The following is a 17,407-nucleotide window of genomic DNA, read 5'->3' on the forward strand; positions in this document are numbered from 1 at the left end:
ACACCAACCGCGATACACATACGACGTATCGCAGCCAAAATGAATAAAATCAACCAACAAAAAAGTACATTGGCACACTATTGAGTTCTCAAACATCATCCGCACACCCGTCACATCGAATTCATCTACTCTCTGCTCTGAGCGGCTGGAGTTCATACTCTAGCTAACAAGTTTATCCCTTGTCAACTAGGAGTTAATCTCCGTGTCACCAGCGTCTCGCGGCGACTTCGATAAATATACGCACAGCCCCAAGCTTCAACAAATCGCCTGGTTAACAGCACTTTCCTTAACCTTCGGCGGCCGGTGTAGATGCTCTGTCCCAGAAAACGACGAATCCCGCCGCACAAGGCGACGGGATTCGCATGCAGTCATCTAGCGAAGTCGAGAGCTCTAATTAGTTCAGCTTGGCACCGGCAAAGTTCTTCTTACCGCGACGAAGCACCAGCCACTTACCGTGAAGCAAGTCTTCGTCCGCCGGCTCCCAGTCATCGGCTTCAATACGCTGGTTATTGACGTAGGCGCCACCTTCCTTGATGGTGCGTCGAGCCGCGCCCTTGGACTCTGCCAGACCAGAAGCAACCAACAGATCAACGATGGAGCGCGGTTCACCGGCAGCCACCTCGGCCACGGTGGTTTCAGAAAGCGCACCCGCCAGCGTCTGCTCATCAAGGTCAGCAAGCTCTGCTTTACCGAACAGCGCTTGAGCAGCAAGCTCCACAGCCTTGGTGGCTTCCGCGCCGTGGACCAGCGTGGTCATCTCCTGGGCGAGACGCCGTTGTGCCTCGCGACGGAAAGGTTCATTAGCAACCTTCTCCTCGTATTCAGCGATCTCTTCCTTCGACAGGAAGGTAAACCACCGGAGGTAGTCAATAACCACGGAGTCACCGGCATTGAGGAAGTACTGGTACCACGAGTAAGGCGACGTCTTTTCCGGATCGAGCCAGAGCTTTCCGCCGCCGGTAGACTTGCCAAACTTTTGCCCCTGGGCATCCGTCACCAACGGGACGGTGAGTCCGTGAACCTTGACGCCCTTAACGCGGCGATTGAGGTCGACGCCAGACACGATGTTGCCCCACTGATCGCCACCGCCAATCTGCAGGACGCAGCCGTACTCCTCGCGGAGGTGAACGTAGTCATTGGACTGGAGGAGCATGTAGGAGAACTCGGTGTAGGAAATACCGTCGGACTCCAAGCGGCGCTTGACGGTATCACGGTCCAACATGGTATTCAGCGAGAAGTTCTTGCCGACATCACGCAGGAAATCAATGACGGTCATCTGCGAGGTCCAGTCAGCATTGTTGACCATGGTGGCTGCGTTCTCGCCCTCAAAGTCAATAAACTGGCGCAGCTGCTTCTTGATAGCCACCATGTTCTCGTTGATGGTCTCCTGCGACAGCATGGTGCGCTCCCCTACGTCGCGTGGGTCACCGATTTGGCCCGTCGCGCCACCGGCCAAAGCAATCGGGTGGTGGCCAGCTTTTTGGAAGCGGCGCAGCATAATCATCGGAACGAGGTGACCAGCATGGAGGGAGTCACCGGTTGGATCAAAACCGCAGTACAAGGTAATGGGCTCTTCGCAAGCCTCGCGCAGTGCGTCAAGGTCGGTGGACTGGTTAATGAGGCCGCGCCACTGCAGCTCATCGATGATGTTCATGAATGCTCCTTGGAAAGTCGATTCGGTGCTGTGAGAATTAGTTCTGGGGTGGCCACGGTACTGCGTGGTCTACCAGCATGACGGGAATGTCGTTCTCAATGGGATAGGCCACGCCGAGGCGTTCGTTGACCAAAACCTGTTCTTCGGCCAGATAGTTCAGCGGACCTTTATCCTGCGGACATACCAAGATGTCGAGCAGCTTCGAATCGAGACTCATAACCGCTAACCCTACACCTCCTTGGATTCGATGGATGGAAGGGTCCCGCCGTATTCGAGTTTGAGAGCCATGGAATGGTTGCGCAAATTGCGTACTGAGTTTTGGGCAATGGCGTCTCGAATCTCGCCCATCTCTCGGCCTAGGATCCCCAGCGATTCGCTCATTTCCTCGACAGCCACTGGATTCTTCAAGTCCGTGACGTCGAGGTAAGAATTCACCAGCTCCTTAGAGTGTTCTTCAATCATGTCCCGCACGAGGGCTTGCTGGTGTGGGGCATCGTCGAGGCGGTGCCAATTGTCTAGGACCCACACGGCCGAGTCATCGAACGAGTCCCACGCTTTCTTAACAGGTCCGGGCACTTTGGACTGCTTCAGGTTGTATCGGACGCCCTCCAATGAGCTAATCAGTTGACCTGCACCCGAGGTGGGGGCCTCAATAGCTTTCTCCTGCTTTGGCGGCGTCACGAATCCCGCAGCCGCACCTGTGCAGACCGCGACCAGTGGCCACAAGAAACCTAAACCGCCACCAGTCAACACGTGAAGGACGATAACGAGCGCCGTTACCGCAACGCCGACGACGATCTTCCGCGAGTTCAGTGTGTTCATAAGGTGTAGGCCCTCCTGAGGATAGGTGGAGATTTTTACTGGTAAGCGCGGATTTCCTCGAAGGCCGCGGCGAGGTCACCGTTGAGCGCATCGAATGTCTTGCCGCCCGTGAGCTGAGCAAGCTCCTCCATCTCTTGAATGTTGGCTTCACCATACAAGATGACAAAGACCGGGATCTCCTTTTTCTCTGGGGGAAGCTGCTCATAGGCCTCCTTAAATTGTGCAAAAGTACGCCCACGCGTCACTTCGCCATCAGTCATGAGCACCACGGTCCCAATCTCGCCGCTGCTGGTGTCTACCTCGTTGAAGGCATTGAGCACAGCCTCGAACGTCGCCGTATCGCCATCCGCCACGAGTCGATCTACGCGATCAGCAAGCTCTTTTGTGGTTGCCGGATTCTGCAAATCGACTCGCGCGCGAGTCGGCTGCTGCGGCTCAGAAGAATATGGGATGAGCTTGATCTGCTCACGGTTACGGAAGGCTACCTGACCTTCGCCGTCTGGAGAGCCGTCAGCTGAGCCGTCGATCAGCGGGCGCAGACTATTCTTGAGCAAATCAATGCGCTCGCCCTCCATGGAGCCCGAGGTATCCAAGACCAGCGCCGTGTTGCCAGGGTTACGCAGCTCGTGAGCAAAGGCATCCTCCAGTGCGCTTACGGTTTGTTCATTGGCCGGGTACGGCAGCTCGAAGATGGTCCCGGGCATGTCAGAATCGTCCACACGCAGGTGGTAGCTCCTCAGCTTCTCTGGGTGTTCAGCAAACCATTCGGCAAGTGCCTGCACCTTACCTTCAGCCTCCTGGTCCGGGGAGCTGGCGAGAGCCGACAAAGGGTAGTCTGCCGAAATCACGCCATCGGAGGGGATGACCACCTCAAGATCGACGCCCTCATCCTTGAGCTGGTACAGCACTGATTCATAATTAAGGATGGCGTCGGCCTGCTCCGGATGCTCGCGGAACCTATCAGCCAGCCAACCCGACGATCCCGACGTTAAAGTCTGGTTACTGAAGAGTTTCTGGACCTTGCCCGTGGCCTGGCGGATATCCTTCTCCGTAAGCGCGCGCCCGGTGTCCGCGAAAGCAGTGGTCGCAGCCGATAGCGCGGAGAAGCCCGAGTTTGAGGTCGAAGGATCGGTCATACCGAAGGTAATCCCCGAGTCAGCAATCTCCTGCCACGTCGGTTGCTTCGTGGTCCAGCCCTTTTCCTTAGCCACGGAAGGCTGCACACCGAGTACTACGGGGGATCGCGCCACACTGTGTTCTTTGCGCAGCTTCTCATCGGCACCAATGATGCGCGCATAACGATTGGTGGCAAACCACGTGGCATCATAGGATCCGTCGAAACCGCCTTGTTTCAGGCTGCGGGAATTCGCCAGCGTCCCATCCTCGGTGGTCATGGTGATATCGAAGCCGAGGTCCTGGGAGGCGTCGTCAAGCACCGGCTCCAGAGGCTTAAGCTCCGTGGCCGCCACAATGTTGAGGCCACCGCTGAAGGACGAGCCGGAACCCGGCATATCCACATCATCGAACAAGTCACCTGCCGAACAAGCCGTCAGCGCCATGGCGCTCAGCATGACGAGCAGGACTTTTAAAGACCGAAACATTCCCTTGTACCTTCCTGATGCTTTCCTTGCGGGGCCTTAGCCAACCACTCGCAAAATCTCTTCATAATCCGCCCACCGCAGTGGGGTGGTATCGCCACCATCCACCGGGATCTGGTAGTTATCTGAAGGCTCAATTTTGGCAATGAAGTCCGAATTCTGCGAGCCCAAGCCAAGGTTCTCCGCGACTGCTGGGATTGCGTCATTCATTGCTGTGGCGAACAATGCGCCCTCGTCAGTGCGTGGAAGGACGATGCTGCTTAGTTTCGTCGCCGGTTTCAACGCCAACAGCGTATAGCCGGATAGGTCCTTGCCCGCACGTTCTAGGTACACGTACTGCTCCGCGGTGGTCAATACCATAGGCATTTCGCCCTTATCCACACGGAGGAAAGCATCGAGGATGCCCTGATCAGTGGTTTCGCCATACCCCTGATCAGCAACGAGGCGGCGCATGATGTCATCCGCCTGCGCGTTGATCTTCTCCTTGTTATCGCTGCCCAGGTCCTTTTCCGCATAGTTCGCGGCCGCGGTGTGTACGACCCGGGCATAGCGCAGTGCGGCAAAGGACTGGTCCACCTGTGGCACGGCCACATCCACCACGCGCGGCGAGCCGAAGGACGGACTGATGTCCCGCCAGCGAGTGTCCTTCTGGGACATCTCCACCAGCGTCTCCATGTCCAAAGCCGCCTGGTTGTCGTATCCCGCAACCAAGCCGTGGTCCCTCATGTCCTCGACAAGCTCGCTATGTACCAGCACCAACAGCGGCTTACCAAAAAACATCGGGGATAGGTCATCCCTTCCGGCTAGTTCCGGATGGGCATCGCGCACATCGGAGGTCCATGTAGCGCCGTTAGGATCCGCGAGCACAAAGTCATAATCTTTGTCCAAGCTACTGCTTCCCTCAACGAAGTCCCGTGCCGGTAGGACATCGAGCTCGAGCTCGATATCGTGCTTTTCCATCGCCTTCGTTGTGGCCGGGTCCTTAAAAACAGCCTCCAGCTCTGGGCTAATGGCGCCCTTAACGTGGTGCGTAGTTGTCGAAAAGCCAAAGCTCGGAAGGGAGCTACCTCCGCGACCTATCACGACGGATACCACAGCGAGCGCAAGGAAAACCGCGGCGATCACGAAGGACTTGGTGCGCTTCTTCGATGATGAGCTGCTCATGTTCTAAATCATAAAGTGATTTTCTTCTCACCGCTGGATTCGCGGCGGGGTAAGGGGAGAAACAGGCTCCCCCCTTTCCGTGCGCTCTGGTTAAAGAAGAGAAGGTACGTTCGCGACCAACGAGAAAAGGTCCTTCGGGTCGTCGGGGTTCGCGATGATGTCGATTTCGGATTCCAAATCTGTACCCTTGACGGAATCACGCAGGTAGCGCAGTGCAGAAAAATCATTGATGGCAAATCCGACATCATCGAAGAGCGTAATCTGCTCATCATTATCGCGCCCAGTGGCCTGGCCGGTGAGTACCTGATAGAACTCGACAACCGGGAAGTCCTCCGGCTTCTGCTGAATCTCTCCTTCGACGCGTGTCTGCTCTGGGAATTCAACAAAGACCTTGGATTTATCCAGGATAGAGCTTTCGAGCTCAGTCTTGCCCGGGCAATCACCACCGACGGCATTGAGGTGCACGCCCGGTGCAACGTGGCGCTCGGCCAGAATCTGGTTTTGAGCCTTGTCCGCAGTGCAGGTGGTAATGATATCCGCGCCCACAACGACCTCGTCAACGCTCGAGGCGGCCGTAATGTTGAAGCCCAGCGGTTCCAGATTGCGCCGGAATTTCTCTACGGCCGCAGGGTCAATATCGTAGATGGCAATGTCGTCGATTCCCATCACTCCACGGAAGGCAAGGGCCTGGAACTCGGACTGGGAGCCGGCACCCACCATGGCCATGCGCTTAGAATCCTTCCGGGCCAGGTACTTGGCCACCATGGCGGAGGTCGCGGCCGTGCGTAGTGCAGTAAGCAGCGTCATTTCAGCTTCGAAGGTGGGGTATCCATTGTCAACGTCCGCCAACACGCCGAAGGCAGTAACCGTCTGAAAACCGCGGGCGGGGTTGGAAGGGTGACCGTTAACGTATTTGAAGGAGTACTCCTTGCCATTGGAGGTCGGCATGAGCTCGATAACACCAAAGGGGGTGTGGGAGGCAACGCGCGCAACCTTGTCGAAGCGCTCCCATTCGCGGTAGTCGGCTTCAAGGTAGTCCACCATCCCGGTGATGATGTTCTCGACGCCTTCGCGCTGAATCCAGCGCGCCATATTCTCTACATCAACAAACTTAACTACAGGCTTCATCAAAGTCTCCATTCTTAGTTCTTGTCTTGGTTCTTGCTGTGCGGTGTGTTTCGGTTCCTGGGGTGAAGGTCCGTTTGCGGTGCGGCCGGGAAGCGCGAGGTCGGCAGGTGCTTGGCCTTCCTCTCTGCCGCAATCGCGTAGATTCGCTCACGCCACGCAAACCACATTGCCGCAAACACTGGGATGAGAAGTAGCGTTGAGGCCAAAGCGAAGGTTCCGATGGGGTAATCGAAAGCCATGAGGATGATGACCACGCCGATGAAAGCGAGAACGGACCAGTCACCAGCTTGGCCGAATGGCGAGCGGTAGTTCGGGCGGGTATAGCGCCCCTTCTTGGCCAGCTGCACGAACTTGATGTGTGACAAGGCCACTGCAGCCCACGACGCCAGTGTTCCCAGCGCCGCCAAGTTCAGCACGATTTCGAAGGCCATTTCAGGCACAACATAGTTGAGGAACACACCGGCAAGGCCGACGAAGGCGGCCATCACGATGCCACCATAGGGCACACCGGACTTGGACATGCGCGCGCCGAACTTCGGCCCGGAGCCGGCAGTAGACATGTTGTACATGATGCGGCCCGTCGAATACAGTCCGGCGTTCAGCGAGGAAATTGCCGCGGTGATGACAACCAGCTGGAAGATCGGTGCGGCATAACCAGCGCCGAGGGATTCGAAGAAGGTCACGAACGGCGATACTTCCGCAACGTAGCTGGTGTACGGCAGCACCAGGGTCAGCAGCAGCACACTACCGAAGTAGAAGACCACGATGCGGAACAGGACGCTGTTGACCGCGCGTGGGATGTGCTTCTCCACGTCCTTGGTCTCACCGGAGGTGGTGCCCACCAGCTCGATACCGGCGTAGGCGAAGACCACACCCTGGATGACGATGACGGCGGGAAGCAGGCCATTGGGCAGCCAGCCACCGGCATCGGATATCAGGCTAAAGCCCGTCGGGTCACCATTCGGGTGACCCATAATCACCACGCCGATAGCCACGACCATGAAAATCAACAGCGCGATGATCTTGATCATGGAGAACCAATACTCCAGTTCACCGAAGATCTTCACCGACAACATGTTGAACAACAGGATGCTGCACACCACGCCGAGAGCGAGCAACCACTGCGGGACAGCGTCGAGCCAGGAAGTGTACTGGCCAAACCACTTGATGTAGATGGCCACGGCTGTGCCGTCGGCCACCAGGGTCGCAGCCCAGTTGCCCCAGTAGAGCCATCCGGTAACGAAGGCAGTCTTTTCGCCGTAAAACTCACGCGCATAGGACACGAAAGAACCCGAACTTGGGCGGTAGACGATGAGTTCGCCGAGCGAGCGCAAGATAATGTAACCGAAGAAACCGCAGACCAAATACAAAACTGCAAGAAATGGTCCAGCGGTTTGCAAACGGCTGCCGGTACCGAGCAACAATCCGGTACCGATCGCAGAGCCGATGGCAATCATCTGGAGCTGGCGATTGCCCATCCCCTTCTGAAGTCCGTGGTCTTCCGAAGCATAGACCGCTTTCTCCTTCTCGTGAGACTCCGTGTTAGGCGGGCGAAGTATATCAGCCATTAGGAAGGTAGTCCTTTCAAAGTTGCGAACGTGCCTTTCTTCACATTCCCTAAGAAAACGTTATAACAAGCTAATGAGACTTCCGTCACTTCAATACCCCCACAGTGCAACCCAGCACATGGATGCCCAGTAGTAATAGATTTGTTTTCTACCCCCACGCACAAAAGAACCGCATGGCCTGAAAAGACCATGCGGTTACTCATTCTCTGTGCGGACTAGCGCAGGGAAGTTTTGGCCCACTCCCGCGCGGCGCCAGCGCGCTCGCGAACCTTTTCGCGCTGCTCCACCACGCGAACGCCAGCGGTGCCACCCTTGGTTGAGCGGGATGCCACTGCCCCATCAATGGTCAGCACCTCACGAACTTCCGGAAGCAGGCGCTTGTCGACGCCCGCCAGTTCCTCGTCCGTGAGATCCACCAGATCCACACCGCGAGACTCCGCGATCTGCACGCAGGCACCGGAAGCCTCATGCGCCTCACGGAACGGCACACCCTGGCGCACCATCCATTCGGCCAGGTCGGTGGCCAAAGTAAAGCCACGCGGGGCCAGCTCACGCATGCGGTCTTCATGGAAGGTCAGGGTTTCCACCAGCCCAGTCATGGCAGGCAGCAAGAGGTTCAGCTGCGCCACCGAGTCCACGATGGGCTCCTTATCCTCCTGCAGGTCACGGTTATAGGCCAAAGGCTGCGCCTTGAGCGTTGCCAACAGGCCGGTGAGGTTACCGATGAGTCGGCCGGTCTTACCGCGGGTCAGCTCCGGAACGTCCGGGTTCTTCTTCTGCGGCATGATCGAGGAACCAGTCGACCAGGCATCATCCAGGGTGACGTAGCCGTACTCCGGGGTGCACCAGTAGATGATCTCTTCCGACAGCCGGGACATGTCCACCGCGATCTGGGTGAGCACGAAGGCCGTCTCGGAGGCAAAGTCACGCGCCGCCGTACCATCCAGCGAGTTCTCCGCGGAAGAATCGAAGCCCAGCTCCTCGGCAATCGCCTCCGGATCCAGGTGCAGCGAGGAGCCCGCGAGCGCACCAGAACCATAAGGGGACACCGCCAAGCGCTTATCCAGATCTTGCAGGCGCTCGATATCGCGCAGCAGCGGCTGGGCATGAGCGAGCAGCTCGTGTGCCAGCAGCACCGGCTGCGCCGCCTGGGAGTGGGTCTTGCCCGGCATAATGGCATCCGGGTGGGCCTCGGCCTGGCTAGCCAGAGCCTCCACCAAATCCGTGACCTGAAGTGCGATATCGCGAATGGCATCGCGAATCCACATCCGGAACAGCGTTGCCACCTGGTCATTGCGGGAGCGCCCAGCGCGCAGGCGGCCGCCGACCTCGGGGCCTACGATGTCGATGAGACCGCGCTCCATCGCACCGTGGACGTCTTCATCCGTCGGCAGCGGGGTGAATTCACCAGAAGCGACCTTCTCCCCTAGTTCACTCAGGCCGTTAAGCATGGTGTCCAAGTCAGCGTCAGATAGCAATCCGGCCTTGTGCAGGACCTTGGCGTGAGCCTTGGAGGCCAGCACGTCATAGGGGGCGAGGACCCAGTCGAAGTGGGTGGATACGGACAGGGCAAACATCGCCTCGGAGGGGCCGCCCGAAAAGCGGCCACCCCACAGCGCACCCTCGTTAGTCTTATGCATCGATTCCTTACCTTGACCTTGGCTGTGCTGGTTTACTTACCGGTGGGGAAACCGCCGTCGCGGTCACGCTGGTTGGAGATCTGCGTCGACAGACCGTGCAGCTGGACAAAGCCCTTGGCCGCGGTTTGATCGAAGGTATCGCCGGTGTCGTAGGTAGCCAGGTCGAAGGAGTACAGCGACTGGCCAGAGCGACGGCCGTTGACGGTGGCGGTGCCAGCATGCAGAACCATGCGGATATCGCCGGTGACGTTCTCCTGGGTGGACTCGGTGAAAGCATCCAGGGAGCGCTTCAGCGGCGAGAACCAGAGGCCATCGTAGACCTCCTCGGACCAGCGAGCGTCCGTGAGGCGCTTGTAACGGGCCAGCTCGCGTTCCACGGTGACGTCTTCCAGCGCCTCGTGAGCCTTGATGAGCACCATGGCACCAGGGGCCTCGTAGACCTCGCGAGACTTGATGCCTACCAAGCGGTCCTCCACCATGTCGAGGCGGCCAATGCCCTGGGCACCAGCGCGGCGGTTAAGCTCCTCGATAGCCTGGAGGACGGTCACCGGCTTGCCGTCAATAGCAGTGGGAACACCCTTGTCAAAAGTGATGGTCACCTCGTCCGGGGCATTGCCCAGGTCCGGCTGCTCGGTGTAGGCGTACAGGTCCTTTGTCGGCGGGTTCCACAGGTCCTCTAGGAAGCCGGTCTCTACCGCGCGGCCCCAGACGTTCTGGTCAATGGAGAACGGGGATGCTGCGGACTGCTCAATCGGCAGGTTAATTTCCTCAGCGAAGGCAATGGCCTTATCGCGGGTCCAGGCGTAGTCACGCGCCGGGGCGATGATCTCCAGAGCCGGATCCAACGCGCGGAAAGAGACCTCAAAGCGCACCTGATCGTTACCCTTGCCGGTGCAACCGTGGGAGACGTGGGTGCCGCCGTGCGTCTGAGCAGCCTCAACGAGGTGCTTGACAATGAGCGGGCGGGAGATGGCCGATACCAGCGGGTACTGCTTCATGTACATGCCGTTTGCCTTGATGGTGGGCAGACAGTACTCCTCTGCGAACTCATCCTTGGCATCAACGACGATGGACTCGACCGCACCGCAGTCGAGGGCGCGCTGGCGCACGGACTCCATGTCCTCGCCACCCTGGCCGAGGTCAAGAGAGACGGCGATGACTTCGCCGCCGGTCATCTTGGCCAGGTAAGGAATGGCGACAGAGGTATCGAGACCGCCAGAGTAGGCAAGCACAACGCGTGCAGTCATAGTTATTGGCTCCTTTAAGACAAACAGGTGCTAAAAAATCGAACTTATTTATATTATACAGATTTACGTATAAATGTTAAATGCTGCGGTTGGTGAGTTTCTCACCAAGCTCGCGGCCGGTCAACCCTTCGCGCGCGAGGACGAAGATCGTGTCATCGCCCGCGATGCAGCCGACCACGTCTGGAAGTCCCACGCGGTCGATGAAGGAGGCCAAGTACTGCGCAGCGCCCGCCGGGGTGCGCAGCATGGCGATGTTGCCAGAGAAGTCATGGGACACCACCAGTTCATCAAGCATGCGCCGGAGCTTCTCTCGCGGGCCGTTGAGCTGATCTTCGAATTGCTCCAACTCACCGCCCACCACGTAGAAGGACCGCCCGCCATCGCGCTTGACCTTCTTGGCTCCCAGCTCATCGAGATCACGCGACAACGTAGCCTGCGTGATATCAATCCCCTCATCGAGCAGGAGCTCTGAGAGCTGAACTTGGCTGGTGACCCGGGTGCGATCCAAGATCTCCAAGATCTTGGCTTGGCGGGCGTTGCGTGTAGTTGGGGTCGTAGTCATTCGTTTAGTTCTCCTTTTGAGCCGCAAGGAGCCAGACCAGCAGCGCCTTCTGCGCATGGAGGCGGTTTTCTGCCTCGTCGAAAACGCGCGACTGGGGCCCATCAATTACCTCAGCAGTTACTTCGTTGCCGCGGTAGGCCGGCAAACAGTGCAGGAAGATTGCCTCGTCCTTAGCGCGGGACATCACATCCGCGGTCACCTGATAGGGCAAGAACGGTGTGCGGCGGTCCTTGCCGTCATCCTCCTGGCCCATGGACACCCACGTGTCTGTAATGACAACATCAGCGCCGTCCACGCCGTCAAGGGAATCGGTCACCGTCACCGTACCGCGCTTTCGGGCACGCTCAACAAACTCCGCCTGCGGCTGGAAACCCTCCGGGGCAACAATGGTCATCTCCATGCCAGCGGTAGCAAACCCCAGCATGTAGGAATTTGCCATGTTGTTGTTGCCATCCCCTAGGTAGACGGCCTTCAGTCTAGTAAGGTCCCCGAAGTTCTCACGGCAGGTCACCAAGTCCGCCAAGATCTGGCAGGGATGGAGGTCATCGGACAAGGCGTTGACAATTGGTACCGTCGCAGTCTCCGCCATGTCCAGAAGGTTTTGATGCGCATATGTGCGCCACACGATCGCCTCAACGAAACGGGAGAGCACCGCTGCGGTGTCCTGGTAGGTCTCCCCTTTGCCCATCTGCGTCGACTTAGTTTCCGTCACGATGGCGTGGCCGCCCAGGTGAGCAATTCCCGCCTCAAAGGAGAAACGCGTGCGCGTCGACGTCTTGTCAAAGAGCACCGCCACCGACTTCGGCCCCTCTAACGGGCGCTCGGAGAAGGGATCCTTCTTGAGCCTTAGAGCCAGGTCGAGAACCTCGGCTTGCTCCTGCGGCGTGAGGTCATCATCGGCCAAGAAATGGCGCACACTCATGCAACTTCCTCCAGTACCTTATGCAGGCGTTCCACCGCCTGGGTGAGTTCTTCATCGGTGATCACCAGCGGCGGGGTCAAGCGTACGACCTCGCTACTTGGGGCGTTGAGGATTAGTCCATGCTGCAAACCTGCAGCCACGACTTCCTTGGCCACCGACTTATTTAATACAACACCTAGCATAAGCCCTCGGCCCCTCACCGACTGCACCGCAGGGGATTTACCAATCTCCTGCCGCAACCACTCGCCCTTGCGGGTGACTTCGGCGAGGAAGGGGACGTCGACAAGCTCCAGCACCGTTGACGCCGCCGCACACGAGACAGGATTGCCGCCAAACGTCGTGCCGTGGGAGCCCGGAGTGAAAAGGTCTGCGGCCTGACCACGCGCAATGGTGGCACCGATAGGCATGCCAGCACCCAGCCCCTTCGCCATGGTGATGACATCCGGGAGGATGCCTTCATGCTGGAAGGCGAAGAAGTCACCGGTACGCCCCACACCCGTTTGCACCTCATCCACGACCATGAGGATGCCGTGCTTGGTGCAGAGCTCACGCACCGCCGTCAGGAAACCTTCAGGTGCCGGGATGACACCCGTCTCCCCCTGGATGGGCTCCAAGATAATGGCGGCGGTGTCCTCCGGATCTTGCTCCACCAAAGCGGTCAGGTAGTCGATGTCGCCATAGGTATAAAACTCCACTCCGCCCGGGAAAGGTTCAAAGGCTTTGCGTTTGCTGGGCTGCCCAGTCATGGCCAAAGAACCCATTGTCCGGCCATGGAAACCATGGTGCGCCGCAAGGATGCGGCGGCGGCCGGTCAGACGAGCCAGTTTAAAGGCCGCCTCATTCGCTTCCGCGCCGGAGTTAGAGAAGAAGACGCGAGCCTCGCTATCTCCCACCTTGTCCAGGAGTTTCCCGGCGGCTTCAACCACGGGCTCGCTGGCAAAAAGATTGGACACGTGGCCTACGGTGGCCACCTGGGCGCTCACCGCTTCGACGATCGCCGGGTGGGCGTAGCCCAGCGAGTTCACCGCGATACCGGCGAGCATGTCGATGTAGTCTTTACCGTCTTCATCGGTCACCGTGGCCCCCTTACCGGACACGATGGCAACGGGTGGGGTTCCATAGGTGTTGCTGAGCACCTGACCCCAACGCTCTGTCAACTTGGTCTGCGCGGTCACTTGTTATCGTCCTTCCTGAAGACCGTTCCCTCCGGGTAGTCCTCGCGGTTATAGTCATTGGGCAGCACCATCGTGCCGATTCCTCCCATAGTCAACAGCTCCAGCAGCACGGCGTGGGCGATGCGCCCGTCGATGACGTGCGCGGCACTGACTCCGCCTTCCACGGCCATGAGGCAGGACTCCATCTTCGGGATCATTCCGGAATCCAGGCCTGGGAGGAGCGCGCTGAGCTTGTCAATCTCGATCTTCGACACCAAGGAGTCGCGGTTCGGCCAATCGGTGTACAGGCCCTCCACATTTGTGAGAATCACCAAGCGCTCGGCGCCCAACGCTCGCGCCAAGGCCCCGGCCGCGATATCTGCGTTGATGTTGTACACCTCGCCTTCATCACCGGGCGCGATAGTAGACACAACCGGGATGCGCCCGGCCTCAATAATGTCCATGACGGCGGTGGGATCGACGCTGACGATCTCTCCCACCATGCCGATATCAGTCGGCTCACCATCGACCTGGACGAGCCGCTTGCGCGCCTTAAACAACCCAGCGTCCTCACCCGAGGTACCCACGGCATACGGGCCATGTGAATTAATGAGGTTGACCAAGCCACGCCCCACCTGACCAAAGAGGACCATGCGAACCACGTCCATGATCTCCGGAGTGGTCACACGGAAACCGCCCTTGAATTCGCCTTCAATTCCCAGCTTGCCCAGCATGTCGTTGATCTGCGGCCCACCGCCATGGACCACCACGGGCTTGGCGCCCACGGTGCGCAGAAAAACCATATCGGCAGCGAAGGCGGCCTTAAGGGAATCATCCACCATCGCATTGCCGCCATATTTTACGACCACAATCTTGTCGCGGTAGTGCTGCAGCCATGGCAAGGCCTCTGCGAGCACAGTGGCGCGGTCAGCATTACTTAGTCCCTGAAGCATTGTTCCTCCTCGCGCGTTCTTAAGAGCTGTACGCGGAGTTAATCTCCACGTAGTCATGAGACAGGTCGGTGGTGCGGACAAAAGCTGTGCCGGTTCCCCCGGTGCCCAAGTCCACGCGCACATCAATGTCGGCCCCGGAAAGATCAACGTCGCGCGCGCCGGGCGCGCCAGTGGAACCGACGCACACTGCTTGGTCATTGAAGAACACGGAGATGTTGTCCGGATCCATCTCGGCATCCGCCATTCCGACAGCGGCGAGGACGCGGCCCCAGTTGGGGTCCGATCCGAACATGGCGCACTTGAACAGGTTGTCGCGGCCCAAAGTGCGCGCGGCGTTGAGCGCCTGCTCATCGGTAGCGGTGCCTTCCACGATGATCTTCACGCGCTTGGTCACGCCCTCGGCGTCGGCTTGAAGCTGATCCGCGATATCGGCGCACACCGCGAGAACCGCAGCATCCAACTCCTCCTGGCTAGGTTCTTTCCCGGAAGCACCGGAAGCCATGATAATGACCGTGTCATTCGTCGATGTGGAGCCGTCCACATCGAGCGTATTGAAAGTCTGAGCACTCGCTGCCTGCAGCGCCGAGTGCAAGGCTTCGGAGGAGGCAACAGCGTCGGTGGTGATGCACACCAACATGGTGGCCAGTGACGGCGCCATCATGCCTACGCCCTTGCCCATCGCACCCATGCTCCAGCCCTCGGCCTCAATGAGTGCTTCTTTAGCTACGGTATCGGTGGTCATGATGGCCTCCGCCGCGGACTTACCGTGAGCTGCATCCGCGCCAAGGTCTCCGGCAACCACTTCAACGCCAGCCAATGCCTTATCCATGGGAAGGAGCTCTCCAATAAGTCCCGTCGAGCACGCCGCGATGTTAGCGGCGGGGATACCCGTGTGCTCAGCCGTGGCTGCCACAATCGCCGCGGCGTCCTTGTCTCCCTGTTCGCCGTTGCAGGCATTCGCGTTGCCGGAGTTATAAATGACGGCCTGAACAGTGCCGTCCGCCACTGCTTCGCGGGAAAGCTTCACGGGTGCAGCCACCACGCGGTTGCGCGTAAAGACCGCAGCGGCGTCGAAATTAGGACCCTGGTTAACTACAAGGGCCATGTCGGGTTTTCCGGAGGGCTTGATTCCGGCTGTCGTGGCGCCAGCGAGGAATCCTGCAGGGGCGGTAATCATGTCGAGTTTCTCCTAGTTCGTGTGGAAGTGAGTTGAAGAAGGCGGTGCGGAACGCTTGGGAAAGTAGGGGTGCCCCTTAAGGGGCAACTGCTGCCTGTGGAAGGCCCAGGGTTTCTTCCCATCCCAAAGTCAGGTTCATGCACTGGACAGCAGCGCCGGCGGTGCCCTTGCACAGGTTGTCCAGAGCCGCGGTAATCACGAGACGGCGGGCGCGCTCATCCACGTGTGCTTGGATATGGACCATGTTGCTGCCCACCACGTTTTGCGTTTCTGGCTGTTGGCCCTCAGGCAGGACGAGGCAGAATGGTTCATCAGCATAAAAGTCACGGAAGGCCTCGGCGACTGTGCGCTTGTCGACGTCCCCCTTCAACGGCGCCGTAATCGTCGCCAGAATGCCACGCGGCAGCGGCGCCAGCACCGGAGTGAAACTCACAGACACCGGTTGCTGCGTAAAAGGCTGTAGGTTTTGCAGGACCTCCGGGGTATGCCGGTGTGTCCCGCCTGGCTTATAGGCTTTGAGGTTGCCCATAGTTTCCGCACCTAGCTGTGCCACGGAGGCCTTCTTGCCTGCCCCGGACACCCCGGTGATTGCTATCACCGACAGATCTGGCTCAATCAGATCCTGCGCCACGGCCGGCAGCGCACCCAGGGTAATCGTGGTGGGAAAACAACCAGGAACGGCAACGCGGTTGCTGCCTTTAAGCTGCTCACGGTTGCCGGGAACCTCCGGAATTCCATAAGGCCAAGCACCGGCGTACTCACCACCATAAAACTCGTCCCAGTCATCCTTGCTGCGTAGGCGGAAGTCAGCCGCACAGTCAATCACCGTGACGGACTCCCCCAGCTGGCGGCCGATCTCCGCGGAGTGCCCGTGCGGCAAACCGAGGAACACGATGTCATGGCCAGCTAGAATCTCCGGCGTGGTGTCCTCGATGACGCGGTCCGCCAACTGCGGCAGGTGCGGCATGAGCTCAGATACTCGCTGACCTGCGTTGGAGTGCCCGGTGAGCGCGCCGATGCGCAACTCACCCGAGAGGTATGCTGGGTGCGACAGTAGGAGGCGGAGGATTTCGCCGCCTGCATAGCCCGTAGCTCCGGCGATTGCTACTGAAATAGTCATGCGGCCACTTTAGCAAATAATGCAGTCAGCCGTATGTTATTCAGAAAAAATGCGCCGAAGAGCTCGGCGCACAGATGAGGAAAGTAGGGTTCAGGAAGGTTTACATGACGCGGGACGAGACGTTCCCCAGTCCCTCCGCACCCGATACGGCGGTCTTTCCTGCATAGCCTAGGTAGCCATGCGGGCCGACGAAGTGGATACCGCCCTGGGCATCCGCGATGGCTACAACCTCATTGAACTGGTGAACCTGGCCGGGCTGCAGGCGCTTGAAGCTCGTGGTTGTCAGCCCCTGGTTGAAGCAGTCAGCCTTGGAGCGACCTGCGTGGTAGATAAAGCGCGGCGCCAACTGGCCTGGCGGGTTGCACTGCGGGCTAGTGGCACGTGCCCCTTCGGACAGGCACGCGACGTAGGTTCCTTCGATGTTCGAAGCTTCACAGTTGACGGTGCCATCGGCGTTGGAGAAACCTTGGGACAAGTCAGCGGAGGCGTGTGGGGCGATGGTCAATGCGCCGACAACGGCGGCGGTGGCTGTGAGACGAGAAATAAGACGCATGGTGTGAACAATCCTTTCGGTGTGGCTTGGTCTGGAAACTCAGCACCCTTGCTGCACCCTCGAGGTTATGAGGCAGAGCACACCCCTTCCAGCGCTAGGGGATCTCTCCCCACATCAGCACCTGCCCCAACGCGCGCAAACCCGG

At 58.9% G+C, this 17,407-nt stretch carries 16 protein-coding genes; all 16 read right to left on the reverse strand.

Going from position 1 to position 17,407, the window contains the following annotated elements; translation table 11 throughout:
- Window positions 1-394 precede the first annotated feature (394 nt).
- Complete coding sequence (gene tyrS / locus HMPREF2993_RS00205) at window positions 395-1,654, reverse strand: tyrosine--tRNA ligase (RefSeq protein WP_049154616.1); 1,260 nt, start codon at window positions 1,652-1,654, stop codon at window positions 395-397.
- 37 nt (window positions 1,655-1,691) lie between these two features.
- Window positions 1,692-1,871, reverse strand: coding sequence for a Trm112 family protein (locus HMPREF2993_RS00210; RefSeq protein ID WP_049154615.1), 180 nt, complete (start codon window positions 1,869-1,871; stop codon window positions 1,692-1,694).
- A gap of 11 nt (window positions 1,872-1,882) precedes the next feature.
- On the reverse strand, window positions 1,883-2,476 hold the full coding sequence (locus HMPREF2993_RS00215) for a hypothetical protein (protein WP_046648514.1): 594 nt from the start codon (window positions 2,474-2,476) through the stop codon (window positions 1,883-1,885).
- A 35-nt stretch (window positions 2,477-2,511) separates the two neighbouring features.
- Window positions 2,512-4,077: a vWA domain-containing protein gene (locus HMPREF2993_RS00220; RefSeq protein ID WP_049154614.1), complete on the reverse strand. Its 1,566-nt coding sequence runs from the start codon at window positions 4,075-4,077 to the stop codon at window positions 2,512-2,514.
- 36 nt (window positions 4,078-4,113) lie between these two features.
- Window positions 4,114-5,238 (reverse strand): hypothetical protein, encoded by a 1,125-nt coding sequence (locus HMPREF2993_RS00225; RefSeq protein WP_070700326.1) that lies wholly within the window; start codon window positions 5,236-5,238, stop codon window positions 4,114-4,116.
- A gap of 90 nt (window positions 5,239-5,328) precedes the next feature.
- Window positions 5,329-6,366, reverse strand: coding sequence for an ornithine cyclodeaminase (locus HMPREF2993_RS00230; RefSeq protein ID WP_046648589.1), 1,038 nt, complete (start codon window positions 6,364-6,366; stop codon window positions 5,329-5,331).
- Window positions 6,367-6,380: 14 nt separating this feature from the next.
- Window positions 6,381-7,934: an amino acid permease gene (locus HMPREF2993_RS00235; RefSeq protein WP_070700329.1), complete on the reverse strand. Its 1,554-nt coding sequence runs from the start codon at window positions 7,932-7,934 to the stop codon at window positions 6,381-6,383.
- A 215-nt stretch (window positions 7,935-8,149) separates the two neighbouring features.
- Complete coding sequence (gene argH / locus HMPREF2993_RS00240) at window positions 8,150-9,574, reverse strand: argininosuccinate lyase (RefSeq protein WP_046648519.1); 1,425 nt, start codon at window positions 9,572-9,574, stop codon at window positions 8,150-8,152.
- Window positions 9,575-9,606: 32 nt separating this feature from the next.
- Entirely contained in the window at window positions 9,607-10,821 is a 1,215-nt protein-coding gene (locus tag HMPREF2993_RS00245) for an argininosuccinate synthase (RefSeq protein WP_046648520.1), read from the reverse strand.
- A 76-nt stretch (window positions 10,822-10,897) separates the two neighbouring features.
- Entirely contained in the window at window positions 10,898-11,383 is a 486-nt protein-coding gene (locus tag HMPREF2993_RS00250; RefSeq protein ID WP_046648521.1) for an arginine repressor, read from the reverse strand.
- 4 nt (window positions 11,384-11,387) lie between these two features.
- Entirely contained in the window at window positions 11,388-12,305 is a 918-nt protein-coding gene (argF, locus tag HMPREF2993_RS00255) for an ornithine carbamoyltransferase (protein WP_046648522.1), read from the reverse strand.
- The gene (locus HMPREF2993_RS00260; RefSeq protein ID WP_070700332.1) at window positions 12,302-13,480 is read right to left on the reverse strand and encodes an acetylornithine transaminase; all 1,179 of its coding nucleotides are present in this window, start codon (window positions 13,478-13,480) and stop codon (window positions 12,302-12,304) included. Before HMPREF2993_RS00260 ends, argF begins: the two co-directional genes overlap by 4 nt.
- The gene (argB, locus tag HMPREF2993_RS00265; RefSeq protein ID WP_070679811.1) at window positions 13,477-14,412 is read right to left on the reverse strand and encodes an acetylglutamate kinase; all 936 of its coding nucleotides are present in this window, start codon (window positions 14,410-14,412) and stop codon (window positions 13,477-13,479) included. Before argB ends, HMPREF2993_RS00260 begins: the two co-directional genes overlap by 4 nt.
- A 19-nt stretch (window positions 14,413-14,431) precedes the next feature.
- Complete coding sequence (gene argJ, locus HMPREF2993_RS00270) at window positions 14,432-15,589, reverse strand: bifunctional glutamate N-acetyltransferase/amino-acid acetyltransferase ArgJ (RefSeq protein WP_070700335.1); 1,158 nt, start codon at window positions 15,587-15,589, stop codon at window positions 14,432-14,434.
- Window positions 15,590-15,665: 76 nt separating this feature from the next.
- Window positions 15,666-16,709: an N-acetyl-gamma-glutamyl-phosphate reductase gene (argC, locus tag HMPREF2993_RS00275; RefSeq protein WP_070700338.1), complete on the reverse strand. Its 1,044-nt coding sequence runs from the start codon at window positions 16,707-16,709 to the stop codon at window positions 15,666-15,668.
- Window positions 16,710-16,809: 100 nt separating this feature from the next.
- Window positions 16,810-17,262 carry a hypothetical protein gene (locus HMPREF2993_RS00280; protein ID WP_049154605.1) on the reverse strand — a complete coding sequence of 151 codons (453 nt, stop codon included), beginning with the start codon at window positions 17,260-17,262 and terminating at the stop codon, window positions 16,810-16,812.
- Window positions 17,263-17,407 lie beyond the last annotated feature (145 nt).

Origin of the sequence: Corynebacterium sp. HMSC068G04 (genome assembly GCF_001814885.1) — a bacterium.
GTDB lineage: Bacteria > Actinomycetota > Actinomycetes > Mycobacteriales > Mycobacteriaceae > Corynebacterium > Corynebacterium hiratae.